Below are 19,375 nucleotides of genomic sequence, written 5' to 3'. Positions count from 1 at the left end.
AGGCTGGCACTAGGCGGCGGAAAAATCAAGCGCGCCTGATTGTTTTCCTCGATCGACGTTCCGTGAAGGCCTCCTTGAGGGACTCTGGGTCTCTCAAGGAGGCCTTCACGGACAGCGGGTCCCCTCAGGATGTCCAAAAAGGACACTATTCGAGGCCAAGGTGTCCGTTTTGGGCACTTTGCGCAGTATGGGTCAGGGGTCGTGAGTGGCGATGGTCGTTCTAACCCTCTTTGCCACTCACGACCCCGCGCGCGGAACCGGACATCATGACATCAATCGGGCGCACAGTCCGCGCAAGGGGTCCGTTGTGGACACATCGCAGGTTCGATCACGCCATGTTCGACTTTCCCCTCAATAACAGAGGTCCCTCAAGGAGGCCTTCACGGACATCCGGGGACAGCTCAGCTCCCCGGCCGCTCGAATTCCCGGATCAGCACCGGATACTGCTCACCCCCGTGCCCGGCGGCGATCGCGCGATCGGTCATCGCCTTGATCAGCTTCGGCAGCTCGGCGTTCACGCCCAGCGCCTCGCTCTCCTCGACCATGTGCGCCATCGCGCGCGCGTCGGTCTCCAACGCCGACACCTCGGCGGGGAACGAACCCTTGTCGATCTGCTCCGCGTAGCCGGGCAGCCAGTCCGCCACCCCGGCGGCGATCTGCCGCGCGAAGGGCGCGTACGTCGCGGCGTCGACGCCGGCCGTCTTGAGCATCGCGGTGCCCTGGAGCCACGCGTTCAGGACGCTCCACATCATCGTCAGACCGGCGACGTCGTACAGGGACGCGAGGCCGGGGTCCTCGCCCAGATGGCTGACCGTGCCGAGCGCGCCGAGGTCGAAGTCCGGCCGCGGTCCGCTCAGCAGGATCACCGCCTCGTCGGTCCCGATCGACGACGGGATGGCCATGATCGCCCCGTCCAGGTAGCGGGCGCCGTGTTTTTCGGCCCAGGTGGCGGTTTCCCGCGCCTGCGCGGAGTCGCCCGAGGTGAGATTGACCAGTGTCGTGCCCTCGAGCCGGGCGTCGCCGAGCAGTTCGCGCACGGCGGGATAGTCGGTGAGGCACACGATCGTCACGCCGCCGAGCGCGTCACCGATCGTGGGCGCGAGCCGCACGCCTTCGGCCACGAGCGCGTCCGCCTTGGCGGCCGTCCGGTTCCAGACGGTGGTGGGATGCCCGGCCTTCAGGAACGCGCGGGCGAGCGCGGTGCCCATCAGGCCGAGGCCGACGACCGAAATCGGGGTGTTCGTTTTGTCTGTCATGGCACGATCGTCAACGTTGATACCGGTATGAAGGTCAAGTGGGGAAAGCGATGAAGATCGGTGAACTGAGTCACCGGACGGGCGTCAACGCCCACCAGCTGCGCTACTACGAGGCGCAGGGCCTCTTGGAGGCCAGCCGCGGCACGAACGGCTACCGCGAGTACGACGAGACGGCGTTGCTGCGCGTGCGGCAGATCCGCCATCTGCTCGCCGCCGGCCTGTCGTCCGAGGACATCGCGTACCTGCTCCCCTGCGCGATCGGCGAGGAGCCCGAGCTGATCGGCTGCCCCGAACTGCTGGCCGCGATGCGCGAGCGGCTCGGCCGCCTGGACGAGCAGCTGGCCAAGCTGAACCGATCGCGTGACGCGCTGGCCGAGTACATCGTCGTGGCCGAGCGGCTCGGCGCCGAGACCTATCCGCCGTTCGACGGCACCGCCGCGTGAACGAGGCGATCCGGGAGCAGGGCATCGGCGAGGCGGACCATCTGAACGACGTCGAATGAGCCTTGTTGACACCTTGTCAACACTGGCTTACTTTCACGTCATGAGCGCGTATGCCGAAATCACCTACGAGGTCGAAGACCGCATCGCGACGGTCACGCTCAACCGGCCCGAGGCCCGCAACGGCTACACCATCCGCATGGCCGACGAACTCGGCGACGCGATGGACCGCGCCGACCGCGACGAGGACGTCCGGGTGGTGATCCTGACCGGCAACGGCAAGGATTTCTCGGTGGGCGCCGACCTCACGCAGGGCGGTTTCGACTTCGACCCGGAGACCGGGCCGGACGCGGCGTGGCAGGAGCCGGCGGGACGCTGCTCGAAGCGGATCTTCACGATGAACAAGCCGGTGATCGCGGCCTTGCGGGGCGCGGCCGTCGGCGGCGGCGTCACGATCACGCTGTCGTGCGACTACCGCCTCGCGTCCACGGACTCCCGGTTCGGCTTCGTGTTCGTCCGCCGCGGGATCTACCCCGAAGGCGCGTCCGCGTGGTTCCTCCCCCGGCTCGTCGGGATGGGCACGGCGCTCGACTGGATGATCAGCGGCCGCGTCTTCGGCGCCGAGGAAGCGAAAACGGCCGGGCTGGTCCACAGTGTCCACGAGCCCGAAGAAGTGCTCGGCAAGGCCCGCGAACTGGCTCGCGAGATCGCCGCGACCACGTCGCCGGTCTCGGTCGCCGTGACCCGCCAGCTGCTGTACCGGATGGCGAGCGCGGAATCGCCGTTCCCCGTGCACGAGCTCGACTCCCGGCTGATCGGCGGCCTGGGCTCCAGCCCGGACGCGGTCGAGGGGGTCGTGTCCTTCCTGCAGAAACGACCACCGGAGTTCTCCATGCGCGTCGACACCGACCAGCCTCCCTACTTGCCTTGGCTGAACAAGTGACCGCCTATCCCCCGGAACCCTGGAACCTGGCCGGCCAGGCGTACCTGTCGATCTGGCGTGTCCCGGTGAGCGAACTGCCCGCACTGCCCGGCGGCGTCGAACCGATCGTGATCGGCGGCCGCGCCCAGGTGTTCACCACCTGGATCGACTACCAGGAACCCGGACAGCTCCAGTACCACGAGCTGCTGGCGACGGTCGCGGTCCGCGGCGAGCGCCTGTCCAGCTCCATCACCGACATCTGGGTCGACAGCGAGGTCTCGCTCGCCGGCGGGCGGGCGCTGTGGGGCATCCCCAAGGATCTCGCCGCGCTCGACTTCGCCCACGGCCGGACCTTCACCGCCTCGGCGGCCACCCAGGACGACTGGATCGCGACGGCGGCCTTCACGCCTTGCCCGAGCCTCCCGGTGCGGATGCCGGCGGCCTTCGACGTCGTCCAAATGCTGGACGGTCGTCTCAAAAGGAGCCCCGTCCGGGCGAAGGCGAGGCCTGGTCCGGCGGCCGCGGACTGGCGGATCAACGAGTCCGGGCCGTTCGGCTTCCTGGCCGGTCAGCGGCCCGTCCTGAACGCCTGCCTGCGCGATTTCAAGATCGTCTTCGGCGGTTGACCAGCCGCTCAGCGTGATCGTCTAACCCGCCAGGGTGAGCCGACGACACGCCACCCATTGGGGCACGTGCAGCCTCCGACCCCTACATGTAGTCTCTGGGAACCGGCACCGCCCAGCGACGGGGAGACCGCTCGGGAGCGGTGGTCGGACAGCTTTGTGAACGTGCAGCGCACGGCCTTGTGAGGCCTTGTGGTGCTTCAACGCGCCCTTTTGGAGACATGCATGTCAGTGGAAACCGGTCAGCGGCCGCCCTCGTCCTCGGACACCACGCCCGCGACCGTGCGAGTCATCCGGCGGGACGGCAGCGTGTCCCCCTTCGACGCGAACAAGATCTCGGTCGCGGTGACCAAGGCCTTCCTCGCCGTCGAGGGCGGCGACGCGGCCGCTTCGTCGCGGATCCACCACCTGGTCAAGGAACTGACCGAGCAGATCGAGACCACCCTGCTCCGCCACGCCGGTCCCGAGACCGCGCTGCACATCGAGCAGATCCAGGACATCGTCGAGCTCGCGCTCATGCGCGGCGAGCACCACAAGGTCGCCCGCGCGTACGTCCTGTACCGCGAGGAGCGCGCGAAGGCCCGCGAGGCCGAGAAGCCCGCGTCGTCCGACGTCGCCATCAGCGTCAAGGCGGCCGACGGCTCGCTCCGCCCGCTCGACTGGGCCCGCGTCTCGCACGTCGTCGGCGAGGCCGTCGCCGGTCTCGAGGACGTCTCGGCGGAGCCGGTGCTGGCCGAGGCCAAGCGCAACCTCTACGACGGCATCAGCGCCGACGAGCTCGCCCTCGCGCAGATCATGGCCGCGCGCGTGCTCGTCGAGCAGGAGCCGAACTACTCCTACGTCAGCGCCCGGCTGCTCGCGGACAAGCTTCGCGGCGAAGCGCTCAGCTACCTCGCGGGCGTGCCGCAGCAGGCCAGCCAGGACGAGATGACCACCCGGTACCCGCAGTACTTCCGGGACTACCTCAAGCGCGCCATCGAGCTTGAGCTGGTCAACCCCGAGCTGCAGGCCTTCGACCTGGACAAGATCACGGCGGCCATCCGCGCCGAGCGCGACCTCGACTTCGGCTTCCTCGGCCTGCAGACGCTGTACGACCGGTACTTCCAGCACCACGACGGGGTTCGATTCGAGCTGCCGCAGGCGTTCTTCATGCGCGTCGCGATGGGCCTGGCGATCCGCGAGGACGACCGTGAGGCTCGTGCCATCGAGTTCTACGAGCTGCTCTCGACGTTCCACTTCATGGCGTCCACCCCGACGCTGTTCAACTCGGGCACCACGCGCCCGCAGCTGTCGTCCTGCTTCCTGACCACGGTCGACGACGACCTGGACTCGATCTTCCAGGCGTACAAGAACAACGCGCTGCTGGCGAAGTACTCGGGCGGTCTCGGCAACGACTGGACCCCGGTCCGCGGCCTCGGCGCGCACATCAAGGGCACCAACGGCCAGTCGCAGGGTGTCGTGCCGTTCCTCAAGATCGCCAACGACACCGCGGTCGCGGTGAATCAGGGCGGCAAGCGCAAGGGCGCGGCCTGCGCGTACCTCGAGACCTGGCACGTGGACATCGAGGAATTCCTCGACCTGCGCAAGAACACCGGTGACGACCGTCGTCGTACGCACGACATGAACACCGCGAACTGGGTGCCGGACGAGTTCCTGCGCCGGGTCGAGGCCGACGCGCAGTGGACGCTGTTCTCGCCGAACGAGACCCCGGACCTGCACGACCTCTACGGCAACGCGTTCGCCGAGCGCTACCGCGAGTACGAGGCCGCCGCCGAACGCGGTGAGCTGAAGGTGTTCCGCAAGGTCCGCGCGGTCGACCTGTGGCGCCGCATGCTGACCATGCTGTTCGAGACCGGCCACCCGTGGATCACCTTCAAGGACCCGTGCAACCTGCGTTCGCCGCAGCAGCACGTGGGTGTCGTGCACTCGTCCAACCTGTGCACCGAGATCACCCTGAACACCACCACCGACGAGGTCGCGGTCTGCAACCTCGGCTCGGTGAACCTGCTCAAGCACGTCACCCCCGAGGGCCTGGACACCAAGCGCCTCGAGAAGACCGTGCGCACCGCGGTCCGCATGCTCGACAACGTGATCGACATCAACTTCTACACGATCCCGGAGGCGCGCCGCTCCAACCTGCGCCACCGCCCGATCGGGCTGGGCCTGATGGGCTTCCAGGACGCGCTGTTCGAGATCGGTGTCCCGCTGTCCTCGGACGAGGCCGTGCAGTTCGCGGACACCAGCATGGAGCACATCAGCTACTACGCGATCTCGGCGTCGACCGACCTCGCGGAGGAGCGCGGCCAGTACCAGACGTTCGAGGGTTCCTTGTGGAGCAAGGGAATCCTGCCGATCGACTCGATGCAGCTCTTGATCGACGCGCGCCAGGGCGACGCGCTCGACGTCGACACCTCGTCCACTTTGGACTGGGCGCCGCTGCGTGAGCGGGTCAAGACCGTCGGCATGCGCAACTCCAACGTGATGGCGATCGCGCCGACCGCGACGATCTCCAACATCTGCGGCGTCGGGCAGTCGATCGAGCCGCTGTTCCAGAACCTGTTCGTCAAGTCGAACATGTCCGGCGACTTCACCGTGGTGAACCCGCACCTGGTCCGCTCGCTCAAGGAGCGCGGGCTGTGGGACGAGGTCATGGTGTCGGACCTGAAGTACTTCGACGGCAGCCTCGGCCAGATCGACCGCGTGCCGGACGACCTGAAGGCGCTGTACGCGACCGCGTTCGAGATCGAGTCCAAGTGGCTGGTGGACGCCGGTTCGCGGCGCCAGAAGTGGATCGACCAGGCCCAGTCGCTGAACCTGTACATCGCGGCGCCCAGCGGCCGCAAGCTCGACGAGCTGTACCGCTACGCCTGGCACAAGGGCCTCAAGACCACGTACTACCTGCGGGCCCGGTCCGCGACGCACGTGGAGAAGAGCACCCTGCGCGGCACCGACGGCAAGCTGAACGCGGTTTCGGCCACCCCGGCCCCCGCCGCACCCGCTTCGCCGAAGCCCGCCGCCGCCCCGGCTCCCGCCGCTTCGCCCGCGCCGTCGGCTTCCGCCGCGGTGTCGCCGTCGCCGGCCGCCGCGGTCCCGGCGGCCTCGGTCCCGGCCGCGGTTCCCGCCGCCAAGCCGGAGCCGAAGGAGATGCCGAAGGTCTCGGACGTCGACTTCGTCGCCACCGAAGGCGCCGCCTGCCGGATCGACGACCCCGACTGCGAAGCCTGCCAGTAAGACATCGTCGTGAGTGGCGATTCGGGTTCTAACCCGAATCGCCACTCACGACCCCCGACTCGTGAAGTGAGCCTCCATGACCACCTTTGACGCCTCCGCCGACGCCACGGGCCTCGGTGAGATCGAAGTCGGCGCCGCCCGCATCAACGTCGACGACAAGCGGATGATCAACGCCCGCGCCGACGTCAACCAGCTGCTGCCGATGAAGTACACCTGGGCGTGGGAGAAGTACCTCGCCGGCTGCAACAACCACTGGATGCCGACCGAGGTCGCCATGCAGGCCGACATCGCGCTGTGGAAGTCGCCCGACGGCCTCACCGAGGACGAGCGCACCATGCTCAAGCGCAACCTCGGCTTCTTCGCCACCGCGGAATCGCTGGTGGCCAACAACATCGTGCTCGCGGTGTACCGGCAGATCACCAACCCCGAATGCCGCCAGTACCTGCTGCGCCAGGCGTTCGAAGAGGCCGTGCACACGCACACCTTCCAGTACATCTGCGAAAGCCTCGGCCTGGTCGAGGGCGAGCTGTTCAACATGTACCGCGAGGTCCCGTCCATTTCGGACAAGGACGCGTGGGCGCTGAAGTACACGCAGAACCTGGAGAACCCGGACTTCGAGACCGGCACCCCGGAAGCCGACCAGAACTTCCTGCGTGACCTCGTCGCGTTCTACGTGATCTTCGAGGGCATGTGGTTCTACACCGGTTTCGCGCAGATCCTCTCGCTCGGCCGCCGGAACAAGATGATCGGTATCGCCGAGCAGTACCAGTACATCCTGCGCGACGAGTCGATCCACCTGAACTTCGGCATCGACTGCATCAACCAGATCAAGATCGAGAACCCGCACCTGTGGACCGAGGAGTTCCAGGCGGAGATCCGGACGATGCTGACCGAGGCGTGCGAACTCGAGGTCGCCTACGCCCGCGACACCATGCCGCGCGGCATGCTCGGGCTCTCGGCCGAGCTGATCGAGCAGTACATGCACTTCATCACCGACCGGCGGGCGCAGCAGATCGGCCTCGCGCCGATCTTCGGCGAGACCGAGAACCCGTTCCCGTGGATGTCGGAGGCGATGGACCTCAAGAAGGAGAAGAACTTCTTCGAGACCCGCGTCATCGAGTACCAGTCGGGCGGAGCCCTCGACTGGGACTGATCCCGAACTCGTAACTCGCGTGATCAGACACGTAACTCGCGTGATTGAACGGCGAAGTCGCGTGACCAGACGGACGACACGCCGGGCGGCCTCCGCCCGGCGTGTTCCGTCTCCAGACACGCGAGTTCGCCGTTCAATCACGCGAGTCGTCCCTCTGATCACGTGAGTTACGCCTCCAGTCACGCGAGACGCGGATTCGGTACGCTCCGGAGTGCTACTGGTTCGCCCGGCCTCCCAGGCCGGTCGAGGTAACAGGGAACCCGGTGCGAATCCGGGACTGCCCCGCAGCGGTATGTGGGAACGAAAGCCGTCACCGTGCGAGACACGGTAAAGCACTGGGACATGGCGCCCCGGGAAGCGACGGCCGGTAGGAGCGAGCGAGTCGCCCACGAGTCCGAAGACCTGCCCGTGGTACGCGCGCCGACGGCGTGCGTGAGTCCGGGCCTCGTGGGATGGGCACGACCGAACGGCGGTCACTCCTGCGCGCTCCGGGCTCCGACGACAAGCTCGCGAGGAGAGAGCTGTGACCGAAATCGGCACGACAGTGCTGGGCTACCCCCGGATCGGACCGGACCGGGAACTCAAGCGTTCGCTCGAACGCTACTGGGCGGGCAAGATCGGCGAAGCCGAACTGCTCGGCACCGGCCGCGCGCTGCGCACCCGCGCCTGGCGGGAACTCAAGGACGCGGGACTGGATTCCGTCCCCTCCAACACGTTCTCCCATTACGACCAGGTGCTCGACACCACGGAGCTGTTCGGAGCGCTGCCGGAGCGCTTCACCACGCTCGGCCTCTCGCCGCTCGACACCTACTTCGCCGCCGCGCGCGGGGTGCAGGACGCGCCGGCGATGGAGATGACGAAGTGGTTCGACACGAACTACCACTACATCGTCCCCGAACTCGGCCCGGAAACGACGTTCTCGCTCACCGGCACCAAACCGCTCGACGAGTACCGCGAAGCCCGCGCGATCGGCGTCGAGACCCGGCCGGTGCTGGTGGGCCCGGTGACGTTCCTGCTGCTCGCGAAGCCGGCCGAGACGGCTCCGGAGGGCTTCCGCCCGCTGGAGCTGCTCGACAACCTTCTCGACGGCTACGTCGAACTACTTCGCCGTCTGCACGACGAAGGCGTCGAGTGGGTCCAGTTCGACGAGCCCGCCTTCGCCGCGGACCGCAGCGAACGGGAGCTCAACGCGCTCATCCGCGCCTACCACCGGCTCGCGAAGGAGACCGCGCGGCCGAAGATCCTGGTCGCCGGGTACTTCGGCGGGCTCGGCCGCGGACTCGGCGTACTCGCCCGCTCCCCGATCGACGCCATCGCCGTCGATCTCGTCTCCGATGAGTCCTTTGTGGACGCCGTCGCCTCCGAGCCCGCCTTGCGGGACAAGGAGGTCCTGGCCGGTGTCGTGGACGGGCGCAACGTCTGGCGCACGGATCCGACCCGCGCGCTCAGCCGGGCGGCGACGTTGCTGGGCACCGCGAAGTCGGTCAGCGTGTCGACGTCCTGTTCGCTGCTGCACGTGCCCTACGACGTCGAACGGGAGGACGGGCTTCACCCGCGGCTGAAGGGCTGGCTCGCTTTCGCCAGGCAGAAGGTCGACGAGGTCGTCCTGCTCGGGCGCGCGTTGAAGGAAGAGGGTGTCGACCTCTCCGCCGCCCGCGCCGCCGCTGCGGATCGCGCGACGGCGGCCGATCTGGCCGACAGCGGGGTCCGTGCCCGGCTGGAGGCGCTGCGGCCGGAGGACACCGTCCGCTCCCCCTACGCCCGGCGCGCGGCCGCTCAGCAGGCCGCGTTGAAGCTGCCGCCGTTGCCGAGTACGACGATCGGCTCCTTCCCGCAGACCACCGAAGTCCGGAAGGCGCGGGCGGCGCACAAGGCGGGTTCGCTGGACGACGCGGGCTACGAAGCCGCGATGAAGGCCGAGATCGAGCGCGTCGTCCGGCTGCAGGAGGACCTCGGCCTCGACGTGCTGGTGCACGGTGAGCCCGAACGCAACGACATGGTGCAGTACTTCGCCGAGCGGCTGGCCGGGTTCGCGGCCACCGACTTCGGCTGGGTGCAGTCCTACGGTTCGCGGTGCGTCCGGCCGCCGATCCTGTACGGCGACGTCTCGCGTCCGGAGCCGATGACCGTCGAGTGGGCGCGCTACGCGCAGGGGCTGACCGGCAAACCCGTCAAGGGCATGCTGACCGGACCGGTGACGATCCTGGCGTGGTCGTTCGTCCGCGACGATCAGCCGCTGGGCGAGACCGCCCGTCAGGTGGCGCTGGCCATCCGCGACGAGGTGCACGACCTGCAGCAGGCGGGCATCCGCGTCATCCAGGTGGACGAGCCGGCGTTGCGGGAGCTGCTCCCCCTGCGCGCGGCGGCGCACGAGGCGTACTTCGCGTGGGCGGTTTCGTCGTTCCGGCTGGCGACTTCCGGGATCGACGACGCCACTCAGATCCACACGCATATGTGCTATTCGGAATTCGGTGAGGTGGTCAAGGCGATCGACGCGCTCGACGCCGACGTCACCAGCATCGAGGCCGCGCGGTCGAAGATGGAGGTCGTCACCGATCTCGGCGCGGCGGGCTTCGGCCGCGGCGTCGGGCCGGGTGTCTACGACATCCACTCGCCGCGTGTCCCCGGCGTGGACGAGGTCAGCGGCCTGCTGCGGACCGCCGTCGGCGCCGTGCCCGCGGAGCGGATCTGGGTCAACCCGGACTGCGGCCTGAAGACCCGCGGCTACGCCGAGGTCGAACCGGCCCTGCGGAACCTCGTCACGGCCGCGCACACGGTCCGCTCCGAACTGGCCTGACCGGTCCGTGAAGGCCTCCTTGAGGGCCCCTGGGTCCCTCAAGGAGGCCTTCACGGAACTTCCATCGAGGTATTGTCAACGCGTCAATAAGGGTGCGATGGTGGAGCGGTAACCGGTCTCAGCGGGGAGATGGTCACCATGGCGAACGCCGTCGAAAAGGTCACCGGGGCGCTGCGCGAGCGGGTTCCGCCGCTCACCTCGATCCCCCTGCCGCGTTCGGTCGACCAGCGCTGGCTCGGCGCGACCTGGCCGGTCCGCGAACTCGCGCCCGCCCCGCCGGGCCTCAAACCCGTCCTCGGCGACGAGGGGCCGCCGGTGATCGGGCACGCGCTGGACTTCATGCGCTTCGGCATCGAATTCGGCCTCAAACGCTACGAGACCTACGGACCGGTGTCGTGGATGGGCGCGTTCGGCCGCCGCATCGTCGCGCTCACCGGCCCGGAGGCCACCCAGATCGCGTTGGTGAACAAGGACAAGGCCTTCTCCCAGGAGGGCTGGAAGTTCTTCATCGAGCAGTTCTTCGACCGCGGCCTGATGCTGCTCGACTTCGGCGAGCACCATCTGCACCGCCGGATCATGCAGGCGGCCTTCACCCGGCAACGGCTCACCGGTTACGTCGACCAGATGGGCCCGGCCCTGCGCGACGGCATCGCCGCGTGGGCCGACCGGCCGAACCCGCGGATCTACTGGTCCCTCAAGCAACTCACGCTCGACGTCGCGACCCGCGTGTTCATGGGGATGAGTTCCGGCGACGACGCGGCCGCGATCAACCGCGCGTTCGTGAACTCCGTGCGCGCGGGCACGGCCATCGTGCGGTTCCCCGTCCCCGGCGGCCGCTGGGCGGCGGGCCTGCACGGCCGCAAGGTCCTCGAACGCTACTTCTCGGCGAACCTGCCGGCGAAACGGGCGAGCGACGGCGACGACCTCTTCACCGCGTTGTGCCACGCCACCACCGAGGACGGCGACCGCTTCACCGACGCCGACGTCGTCAACCACATGATCTTCCTGATGATGGCCGCGCACGACACGTCGACGATCACCAGCGCCGCCGCCGTCTACCACCTCGCCAAGCATCCGGAGTGGCAGGAACGCGCGCGCCGGGAGTCGCTCGCGCTCGGCGACGACGTGCCGGACATCGAAGCGCTGGAGACCCTGACGACGCTGGACCTGGTGATCAAGGAAGCCCTGCGCCTGGTGGCCCCGGTTCCTTCCCTGACCAGGAAGACCGTGAAGGACACCGAGGTTCTCGGGCATTTCATTCCCGAAGGGACACTCGTCGGGATTTCCCCGACCGTCAACCATTTCTCCCCGGAGCACTGGACGGATCCGATGCGGTTCGACCCGGACCGCTTCGGCGAGGACCGCCGCGAGGACAAGTCGCATCGCTACGCGTGGATGCCGTTCGGCGGTGGAGCGCACAAATGCATCGGCCTGCATTTCGGGACGTTCGAGGTGAAGGCGCTGCTGCACGAGATGCTGCGGGCGTATCGCTGGTCGGTCCCGGAGGGCTACACCGCGCGTTGGGATTACGTGTCGCTGCCCGTGCCGGCGGACGGCCTGCCGATCCACCTGACGCCTCGGTGAACCCATGTCCACGATCGAGCACTCTTGGTAACTTCCGGTCACCACTCGTGTAGCAGCGATCACCCTTTCAGCCGGTAGACACCCCGGATCGCGCATGGTGCCGTGGCACTACACCCGGTCGGCTCATACCTAGTGTGGGTCCGTGGGCTCGGACACCCGGTCTGAGCTGGCCATCAACCGCGCATGAAGAGGTGAAGTGTGCCCGAACCTGGTTCCGCGCCAGGGTTGGTGGACGTGGCCCGGAGATGGGCCGAGACGCTCGCTGACACTAAAGGAGTATCGCTTCCCAAGGAGCAACTCGAACAGTTCCTGCTCGGCGTCGCCGAGGACGCCGTCCGTGCCGAGCCCGATCATCAGCCGGCGCTGCTGCGCTTCTCCAAGCTCTACTCCGCCTCTCCCATCGGGATCGCCCTCGCCGACGCCAACGGCACCATCGTGGAGGCGAACGCCGCGCTCGGCCGTCTCCTCGGCTGTCGTCCCGCCTCGCTGCGCGGCCGGGAGATCCCCGACCTCGGCTCCGCCGAACACGACGTCGCCCGCCTGCGGAACGCGCTCGCGCAACTCATGACGCACGGCCAGCCGACCCAGCAGGAACGCCTGCTGCTGGCCCACAGCGAGGAAGGCCCGCTCTGGGGCGACGTGACCCTGACCGATCTCCCCGGTGACCGGCCCGGTACGACCTATCCGGTGCTGATGGTCGCCGACGCCAACGAGATCCACCTGCTGCAGGAACAACTGCGGCACCAGAACGTGCACGACGTGCTGACCGGCCTGCCCAACGCCACCGCGTTCGGCAACGCCCTCGAAACCGCGCTCGCCGGTTCCGGCGGCGAGCAGGTCGCCCTCGTCTATCTCGACATCGACGGCTTCAAGGTGATCAACGACGGGCTCGGCGCCGGTATCGGTGACCAGGTGCTGCGCGGCGTCGCGACGAAACTCAGGTCCGTGTTCGCCGGCAGGCACGAGGGTTCCGTCGCCCGGTTGTCCGGCGACGGATTCGCCGTCCTGCTGCGCGGCGATTTCACGCCGCCCCAGGTGATCGCCCTGGTCGAGCAGGCGCTGGAGGAACTCGCCGAGCCGATCTACCTCGGCGGGCACGGGATCGGCGTCAGCGCGAGCGCGGGTATCGTCGTCCGCCCGGCCGCCGACGGCGGCGCCGAAGACCTGTTGCGGGCCGCGGAAATCGCCCTGCACCGCGCCAAGGAGGCGGGCAAGGCGCAGTGGATGCTGTTCGACCCGGAGCTCGACGCGCGTGACCGTGGCCGCTACCAGCTCGGCGCGGTCATCGCGGGCGCGCTGGAGAACGGCGAGTTCTCGCTGATCTACCAGCCGACGGTGAAGCTCGCGAATCCCGACCAGCTGGCCGCCGTCAACGCCGGGCTGCGCTGGAGCCATCCGGAGAAGGGCGAACTGGACTCCGACGAGTTCTATCCGCTGGCCCAGATCACCGGGATGACCATCCCGCTCGGCCGGTGGCTGCTGGCCGAATCGCTCGCCGCCACCGCGCGATGGCGCAGCAGGTTCGGCGACGCCGCTCCCGACGTCTGCGTGCGGCTGCCGACCCGGCTGGCCATCGAGCCCGATCTGGTCCTGCTGGTCAAGGAACAGCTCGACCGGCACAACCTGCCCGCTCAGGCGCTGAGGCTGTGCACGGACCGCGATTCCGTGCTCGACTCGAGCGGCGAGGTGCTCGACTCCTTCGCCGTGCTGGCGGATCTGGGCGCACAGCTGGTGCTGACCATCTCCGGTTCGGACGATCTGGAGCTGATCCCGCGGCACGGGCTGCCCGTCCGCCACGTGATCCTGTCCGGCCCGGTCGTCGACGCGCTGGCCCACGGCGAGAACGAGGCCGACGTCCGTCACCTGTGCCAGCTGGTCGCCAGGGCCAAGGAGCTGAAACTGCGCATCGGCGCGGAAGGCGTCCAGAGTCACGAACAGGCCGAACGGCTGCGGCGGTACGGCGTCCTCGCGGCGCGGGGTTCGTTCGTGGCGGATTCCGCGACCGGGGACGAGGTCGACGAGCTGATCGAACGGCACGCCCACTGACGTGACAGGATCGCTCCATGGACCAAGGTGACCTCGCCCCGGACTTCACGCTGCCCGACGACAAGGGCGAAGAGCGCAGGCTGTCGGACTTCCTCTCGTCCGGTCCGGTGGTGCTGTTCTTCTACCCCGCCGCGATGACCAGCGGCTGCACCGCGGAAAGCTGCCATTTCCGCGACCTGGCCGCGGAATTCGCCGAAGTGGGCGCGCACCGCGTCGGCATCAGCCCGGACGCCGTCGCCAAACAGCAGGAGTTCTCGGCCAAACACGGCTTCGACTATCCCCTGCTGTCCGATGTGGACGGTGTGGTGGCGAAACAGTTCGGCGTCTGGCGCAAATTCAGCCCGCTGCACGCCAAACGGCACACCTTCGTCATCGACACCGACCGCAAGGTGCTCGAAGTGATCAAGAGCGAGCTGAAGTTCACCGTGCACGCCGACAAGGCGCTCGCGGCCCTGCGTGCGCGCAAGACTAAGGACGCTTGAGCCGCCAGGACCGGTTGACACCCGAACAGGCGGGGGCGTGCGGCGGTTCGGCGGGCTCCTCGCCGATCATCGTGAACCCCAGCCGCGCGGGTACGGCACCGCTCGCGAGGTTCTTCTCGTCGTGCCGGATCTCGACCTCCGGCGCGCCGAGCCGGAAAGCCTCGTCGGCCAACAGCTTCGCGGCCCTGGTCGCGAAGCCGCGGCCGGTGTGGTGCCTGCCGAGCCAGTAGCCGATCTCGACCCGGTCCGGATGCGTGATCATGCCGGTGCCGCCGACGAGGTCCTCCCCCGCGAGGATCGCGAAGTCGTAGGTCTTGCCTTCGGCCCAGTTCTTCGCGGACCGCTCCAGGAAGTCGGCGGCTTCACGGCGGCCGTAGCCGTAGGTGGCCCAGATCATCCAGGCGCCGAGGTGTTCGGCGGAGTCGCCCGCGACGGCGGCGAGGGTTTCGAGCTGCTCGGGCTTCCAGCGGCGCAGGGTGACGACTTCGTCGGCGAGGGTCTCGGCGGGCGCTTCCATCCGCCCATGGTGACGCGCCTCGGCTCCGGGCGCCTCCGGTTTTCGGCGCCGAACGGGTTTCGCAAGTGTCATGAAAGGGCCGTTCAGGACATCTTTCGTCCTGAACGGCCCTTTCATGACACCCGGCCGGAGATCAGGTCAGGATCGCGCTGTCCGGGATCTCCGTGTCGTTCTTCAACGCGTCGAACAGCAGCTTCGACTTCGTCTTGTCCCAGTTCTCCGCCGAGCCGTTGGTCACCGGCACCGTCGTGGTGACGACGCCGCCCGACGAGATCCCGCGCATCGCCAGCGCCAGCCCGACCAGGTTGTGCACGTGGTCGCCCGAATCCATGGTCAGCGCGTCCGGCGCGGTCGACAGCAGCGGGAACAGCGAGAACGGGTTCAGCAGCGTGCCGGGGCTGCCGATCTCGCTGACCAGCGCGCCGATGAACTTCCGCTGGTTGGCGACGCGGTCGAGGTCCGAACGCGGGGTCGCGTCGCTGTGCCGCATGCGGACGAACCCGAGCGCCTGCGGGCCCTGGAGGTCCTGGCAGCCCGCGGGGATCTTGATCTTGGTGAGGGTGTCCTCCATCGGCTTCTCGACGCACATGTGCACCCCGCCGATCGCGTCGACGATCTTCGCGAAGCCGCCGAAGCCGATCTCGGCGTAGTGGTCGATGCGCAGGCCGGTGGCGCCTTCGACGGTCTGCGCGAGCAGCGTCGGGCCCCCGATCGAGAACGCCGCGTTGATCTTGTTCTTGCCGTGCCCCGGAATGCTCACCTGCGAGTCCCGCGGGAGGCTCAGCAACGTCGGTTTGACGCTGTTGGACGGGACGTGCGCGATCATGATGGTGTCGGTCCGCTTGCCGCCACCGGCGGCCTTGGAGTCACCGGTGACCAGCTTCTCCTGCTCTTCGGGCGTGAGCCCGTCCCGGCTGTCGGAGCCCACGATCAGCCAGTTGGTGCCCTCGGCCGCGACGGGGCGGCCGGAGTAGTCGGCCAGCGCGTCGACGCGGTTGATCGAGAACTCCAGGTACACCCACACTCCGGCGAGGAACACCACGAACACGGTCAGCAACGTGAGCAGCACCTTGCCGAAACCCCAGCGCTTGCGCCGCCGCGGGGGGCGCGCGTCGTCCATCGGACGCCCAGGAGGGGGCTGCGGCGGGCCTGGACGGCGCGGAGGCGGGCCGGCGGGGCGTTCCTGGCCCCCATGCCCCATCGGCGTCGTCCGCTCGTCGTACGGGCTGCTCCCCCGGCCCGGCAGCGGCATCATCTGCGCGGGCTGGTGCCGCCGGGGGCGGCCGGACGGCGGCCGTTGTGGCGGCAGCCGTCGCCCTCGGTCGTCGCCTCCATACGTCATGCCGAATCACCCGTCCCGATCTCGCGTGTGGGGCCCAGTCAACCGCAGACCCTAGGTGAAGGACGTGCGGCACCCCGCATCGGTTGGGTGGTGCTCACCGTCCGGTTTCGGCGAATCCGAACTGGTGGACCTTGAGATACCCCGACCGGAACCCCGCTTCGGAGTACGCCAGATAGAACTCCCACATCCGCTTGAAGACCTCGTCGAAGCCCAGTTCGGTGATCTCGTCCCACCGCTGGGTGAACCTCTCCCGCCACAGCCGCAACGTGCGGGCGTAGTCGTGGCCGAACTCGCGCACCCCTTCCAGCCTCAACCGCGCGTGCTCGAGCAGGCCCTGTTCGACGGAGGTGGTCGACGGGATGAGCCCGCCGGGGAAGATGTACTTGTGCACCCAGGTGTACGAACGAGCCGCGGCGAGCATGCGCTCGTGGTCCATGGTGATCGCCTGGAGCCCCAGTCTGCCGCCCGGCTTCAGCCGCTTCCCGATGGTCTCGAAGAACGTCGGCCAGTACGCCTCCCCGACCGCTTCGATCATCTCGACACTCACCACGGCGTCGTACTCGCCGGAGGAGTCGCGGTAGTCGCACAGCCGGACGTCGACGCGGTCGGCGAAACCCGCCGCCGCGATGCGCTCGGTCGCCAGCTTCGCCTGCTCCTCGGAGATGGTCAGTGACGTGACCGTCGCCCCGCGCGCGGCGGCCCGGATCGAGAGTTCGCCCCAGCCGGTGCCGATTTCGAGCACCGTGCTGCCTTCACGGACGCCGGCGTAGTCGAGGACGCTGTCGATCTTGCGGTGCTGGGCGGCGGTGAGGTCGTCGTCCGGGCCGAACAACGCCGACGAGTACATCATCGACGGGTCCAGGAACGCGCCGAACAGATCGTTCGACAGGTCGTAGTGACGATGGATGTTCGACCGTGCGCCTTCGACGCTGTTCTCCTCGCCGTCCGGGTGACCGCGGTCGACGAACCGGCGGAACCGCTGCAGCAACGGCGGGATGAGCGTCGCCATCCGCTCCGCGAACGGGGTCAGCACCTCGGCGAGCGCGTCGCTCGTCCAGTCGCCGACCATGTACGCCTCGCCGAAGCCGATCTTCGCGTCCACGCCGAGGCGGTGGAAGAAGGCGGCGGGACGGTTGAGCCGCATCTCGGGCGCGTCCGGGCCGCCCGCGCCCAGCTGCGAGCCGTCGGGCATGCGCACGCGGACGTTCAGCGGGCGCACCGCGTGCCGGAACAACTGTTCGGCGATCCGCGCCCGGAACGGGGAATGCGGCGGGGTGGCCAATCCCGGCCACCGGGTTTCGTCGGGACCGGGAAGGCCGGCCGAACCTGCCATCCGATCGACGCTCGACGTGGACATGGGTACTCCCTCCCGCCCGGTCTAGACCGGGATCCGCAGCCGCTCCGAGCTCGGCCGATCCCAGGCTCCGCTCAGCGTTTCGTCAGTGCCCCCGGCTTCGATCAGCTCGAGCGCGAATGCCCGTACCAGACGGTTCCAGACCCGAGACCTTCGCAGCATCGCGTGCCCCTCGCCACCGATTTCAAACCGCGCCGACCGCGATGTCACCTTTTCGGCGCGTTCGGCGAAAGCGTGTGACGCCACCGGATCCGTCATCCGGTCCTTGGTCCCGTGCGCGATCAGCACTGCGCGGCCGCGGACGGCGTCGACGGGTTCACCCGGCGGTGTCCACGGTGCCAGCGCGCAGACCCCGACGACGGCCGGATCGTCGGCCACGCGCAGACCGACCCGTCCCCCCATCGAGTGGCCGACGAGGATCACCGGCACGCCAGGGTGATCGTCGTGGATCCGTGCCAAGGCCCAGCGCGCGTCGGCGAGCGCGTCGGTGCCGTGGTCGTTCCAGCCGTAGATCCGGTTGCGCAGCAGCCGCACCTCGACCCCGTGCCCCCGGCCGGCCCGGTGCACGTCCTTCGCCAGCGGCACCATCCGCTGGTACGCCAGCCGCCACGGCGCCACGCGGGCATGACTGTGCTCCGCGCCGCCGTGCAGTACCAGCACCACGGCTTTCACCTGGCCGCGTGCCCGCCAAGTCCGCACCGCGGGATCAGCCTCGCTCACCCTGGACCCTCCAGTCTCCGAAACCCCGGCCGCAGTGATCGGGTCAACCTCGATCATGACCCCATGTATTCCACTTCGGCGATTGGTCCACGCGATACATTCGTCGCTGATCTCCAGACGGAAGGGCGGATGTGGTGAGCACCACCGAACGTTGTGCAGACGTCGCCGAACGGCTCGCGGAGGCCGAACGGGGTAACGCGGAGCAGATCCGGAAGTCGGCCGAGCTGATCCTGGGGGTCATCCGGGCCGACGCCCTGGTGTTCACCGCCGGGGCGGGGCATTCGCTGGCCGCGGTCGCCGAGACCTTCTACCGGGCCGGCGGGCTCGCCTGCGTCTACCCGGTCTATCACCCCGAACTGCTGCCGCTGCACGGCGCGCAGCACAGCACCAAGACCGAGCGCCGCTCCGGGCTCGCCGAAGAGGTGCTCGCCGAACGCGCCCCCGGTCCGGACGATCTGCTGGTGGTGTTCTCGACGTCGGGCGTCAACCCGTACCCGGTCGAACTGGCCGCCGGGGCGCGCAAACGCGGGGCGTCGGTCATCGCGGTGAGTTCGGCCGCCTCCGTGGCCGCGGCGCCCAAGCGCGCGGCCACGACGCTGATCGAAGAGGCGAACATCGTGCTCGACTCGCACGTCCGTCCCGGCGACTCGAGCTACCCGCCGGAGGCGCCGCGGACCGCGCCACTGTCCACAGTGATCAACGCGTTCCTCTGGAACCTCGTGCTCGCCGAGGTCGTGGACCTGGGTGCGGCGCAGGGCGTCGACATCCCGCTGTGGCGCAGCTCCAACGTGGACGGTGGCGACGAGGCCAACGCCGCGCTGCTGGCCAAGTACGGCGCGCGGGTTCCGGCACTGCGGTAGCGATTCGCGGGGGCGGGCCTCTTGACTCGTCCCCGCGACGCTTCTACG

The 19,375-nt window shown here is 68.6% G+C and carries 15 protein-coding genes and 1 riboswitch; of the genes, 10 read left to right on the top strand and 5 right to left on the bottom strand.

Annotated elements, in window-relative coordinates:
• Positions 1–401 precede the first annotated feature (401 nt).
• Positions 402–1,256, bottom strand: a complete 855-nt coding sequence (locus tag ED92_RS29820; RefSeq protein ID WP_037344100.1) for an NAD(P)-dependent oxidoreductase — start codon at positions 1,254–1,256, stop codon at positions 402–404.
• A 50-nt stretch (positions 1,257–1,306) separates the two neighbouring features.
• Here ED92_RS29820 and ED92_RS29815 point away from each other — a divergent pair, with 50 nt between their 5' ends.
• From ED92_RS29815 to ED92_RS29775, 9 genes are all read left to right on the top strand, one after another.
• On the top strand, positions 1,307–1,699 hold the full coding sequence (locus ED92_RS29815) for a MerR family transcriptional regulator (protein ID WP_037344098.1): 393 nt from the start codon (positions 1,307–1,309) through the stop codon (positions 1,697–1,699).
• A 100-nt stretch (positions 1,700–1,799) separates the two neighbouring features.
• A complete protein-coding gene (locus tag ED92_RS29810) occupies positions 1,800–2,639 on the top strand; it encodes an enoyl-CoA hydratase-related protein (protein WP_037344096.1) in 840 nt (279 codons plus the stop codon).
• Positions 2,636–3,244, top strand: coding sequence for an acetoacetate decarboxylase family protein (locus tag ED92_RS29805; protein WP_037344094.1), 609 nt, complete (start codon positions 2,636–2,638; stop codon positions 3,242–3,244). Before ED92_RS29810 ends, ED92_RS29805 begins: the two co-directional genes overlap by 4 nt.
• Before the next feature lie 222 nt (positions 3,245–3,466).
• Positions 3,467–6,472 carry a ribonucleoside-diphosphate reductase subunit alpha gene (locus ED92_RS29800; RefSeq protein ID WP_037344092.1) on the top strand — a complete coding sequence of 1,002 codons (3,006 nt, stop codon included), beginning with the start codon at positions 3,467–3,469 and terminating at the stop codon, positions 6,470–6,472.
• Positions 6,473–6,548: 76 nt separating this feature from the next.
• Positions 6,549–7,625: a ribonucleotide-diphosphate reductase subunit beta gene (locus ED92_RS29795; RefSeq protein ID WP_037344090.1), complete on the top strand. Its 1,077-nt coding sequence runs from the start codon at positions 6,549–6,551 to the stop codon at positions 7,623–7,625.
• Between the two features lie 201 nt (positions 7,626–7,826).
• Positions 7,827–8,050: riboswitch (cobalamin riboswitch) on the top strand.
• Between the two features lie 98 nt (positions 8,051–8,148).
• Positions 8,149–10,422: a 5-methyltetrahydropteroyltriglutamate--homocysteine S-methyltransferase gene (gene metE / locus ED92_RS29790; RefSeq protein WP_037344088.1), complete on the top strand. Its 2,274-nt coding sequence runs from the start codon at positions 8,149–8,151 to the stop codon at positions 10,420–10,422.
• A gap of 138 nt (positions 10,423–10,560) precedes the next feature.
• On the top strand, positions 10,561–12,006 hold the full coding sequence (locus ED92_RS29785; protein ID WP_200882758.1) for a cytochrome P450: 1,446 nt from the start codon (positions 10,561–10,563) through the stop codon (positions 12,004–12,006).
• A 234-nt stretch (positions 12,007–12,240) separates the two neighbouring features.
• Complete coding sequence (locus ED92_RS29780) at positions 12,241–14,052, top strand: bifunctional diguanylate cyclase/phosphodiesterase (protein ID WP_037344559.1); 1,812 nt, start codon at positions 12,241–12,243, stop codon at positions 14,050–14,052.
• Positions 14,053–14,069: 17 nt separating this feature from the next.
• Positions 14,070–14,534 (top strand): peroxiredoxin, encoded by a 465-nt coding sequence (locus ED92_RS29775; protein ID WP_037344085.1) that lies wholly within the window; start codon positions 14,070–14,072, stop codon positions 14,532–14,534.
• Here the strand turns inward: ED92_RS29775 and ED92_RS29770 are convergent.
• From ED92_RS29770 to ED92_RS29755, 4 genes are all read right to left on the bottom strand, one after another.
• Positions 14,521–15,051 (bottom strand): GNAT family N-acetyltransferase, encoded by a 531-nt coding sequence (locus tag ED92_RS29770; RefSeq protein WP_037344083.1) that lies wholly within the window; start codon positions 15,049–15,051, stop codon positions 14,521–14,523. The genes ED92_RS29775 and ED92_RS29770 overlap by 14 nt on opposite strands.
• Before the next feature lie 133 nt (positions 15,052–15,184).
• Positions 15,185–16,393 (bottom strand): LCP family protein, encoded by a 1,209-nt coding sequence (locus tag ED92_RS29765; protein ID WP_037344081.1) that lies wholly within the window; start codon positions 16,391–16,393, stop codon positions 15,185–15,187.
• A gap of 94 nt (positions 16,394–16,487) precedes the next feature.
• Positions 16,488–17,750, bottom strand: coding sequence for a cyclopropane-fatty-acyl-phospholipid synthase family protein (locus ED92_RS29760; protein WP_037344079.1), 1,263 nt, complete (start codon positions 17,748–17,750; stop codon positions 16,488–16,490).
• Between the two features lie 21 nt (positions 17,751–17,771).
• Entirely contained in the window at positions 17,772–18,467 is a 696-nt protein-coding gene (locus tag ED92_RS29755; protein ID WP_037344078.1) for an alpha/beta hydrolase, read from the bottom strand.
• A 131-nt stretch (positions 18,468–18,598) separates the two neighbouring features.
• Here ED92_RS29755 and ED92_RS29750 point away from each other — a divergent pair, with 131 nt between their 5' ends.
• On the top strand, positions 18,599–19,327 hold the full coding sequence (locus tag ED92_RS29750; RefSeq protein ID WP_037344077.1) for an SIS domain-containing protein: 729 nt from the start codon (positions 18,599–18,601) through the stop codon (positions 19,325–19,327).
• Positions 19,328–19,375: the final 48 nt, after the last annotated feature.

This window comes from Amycolatopsis sp. MJM2582, assembly GCF_000754115.1.
Classification (GTDB): domain Bacteria; phylum Actinomycetota; class Actinomycetes; order Mycobacteriales; family Pseudonocardiaceae; genus Amycolatopsis; species Amycolatopsis japonica.
Note: the sequence above shows the minus strand (reverse complement) of the source record. Positions and strands in the feature narration are given on the sequence as shown.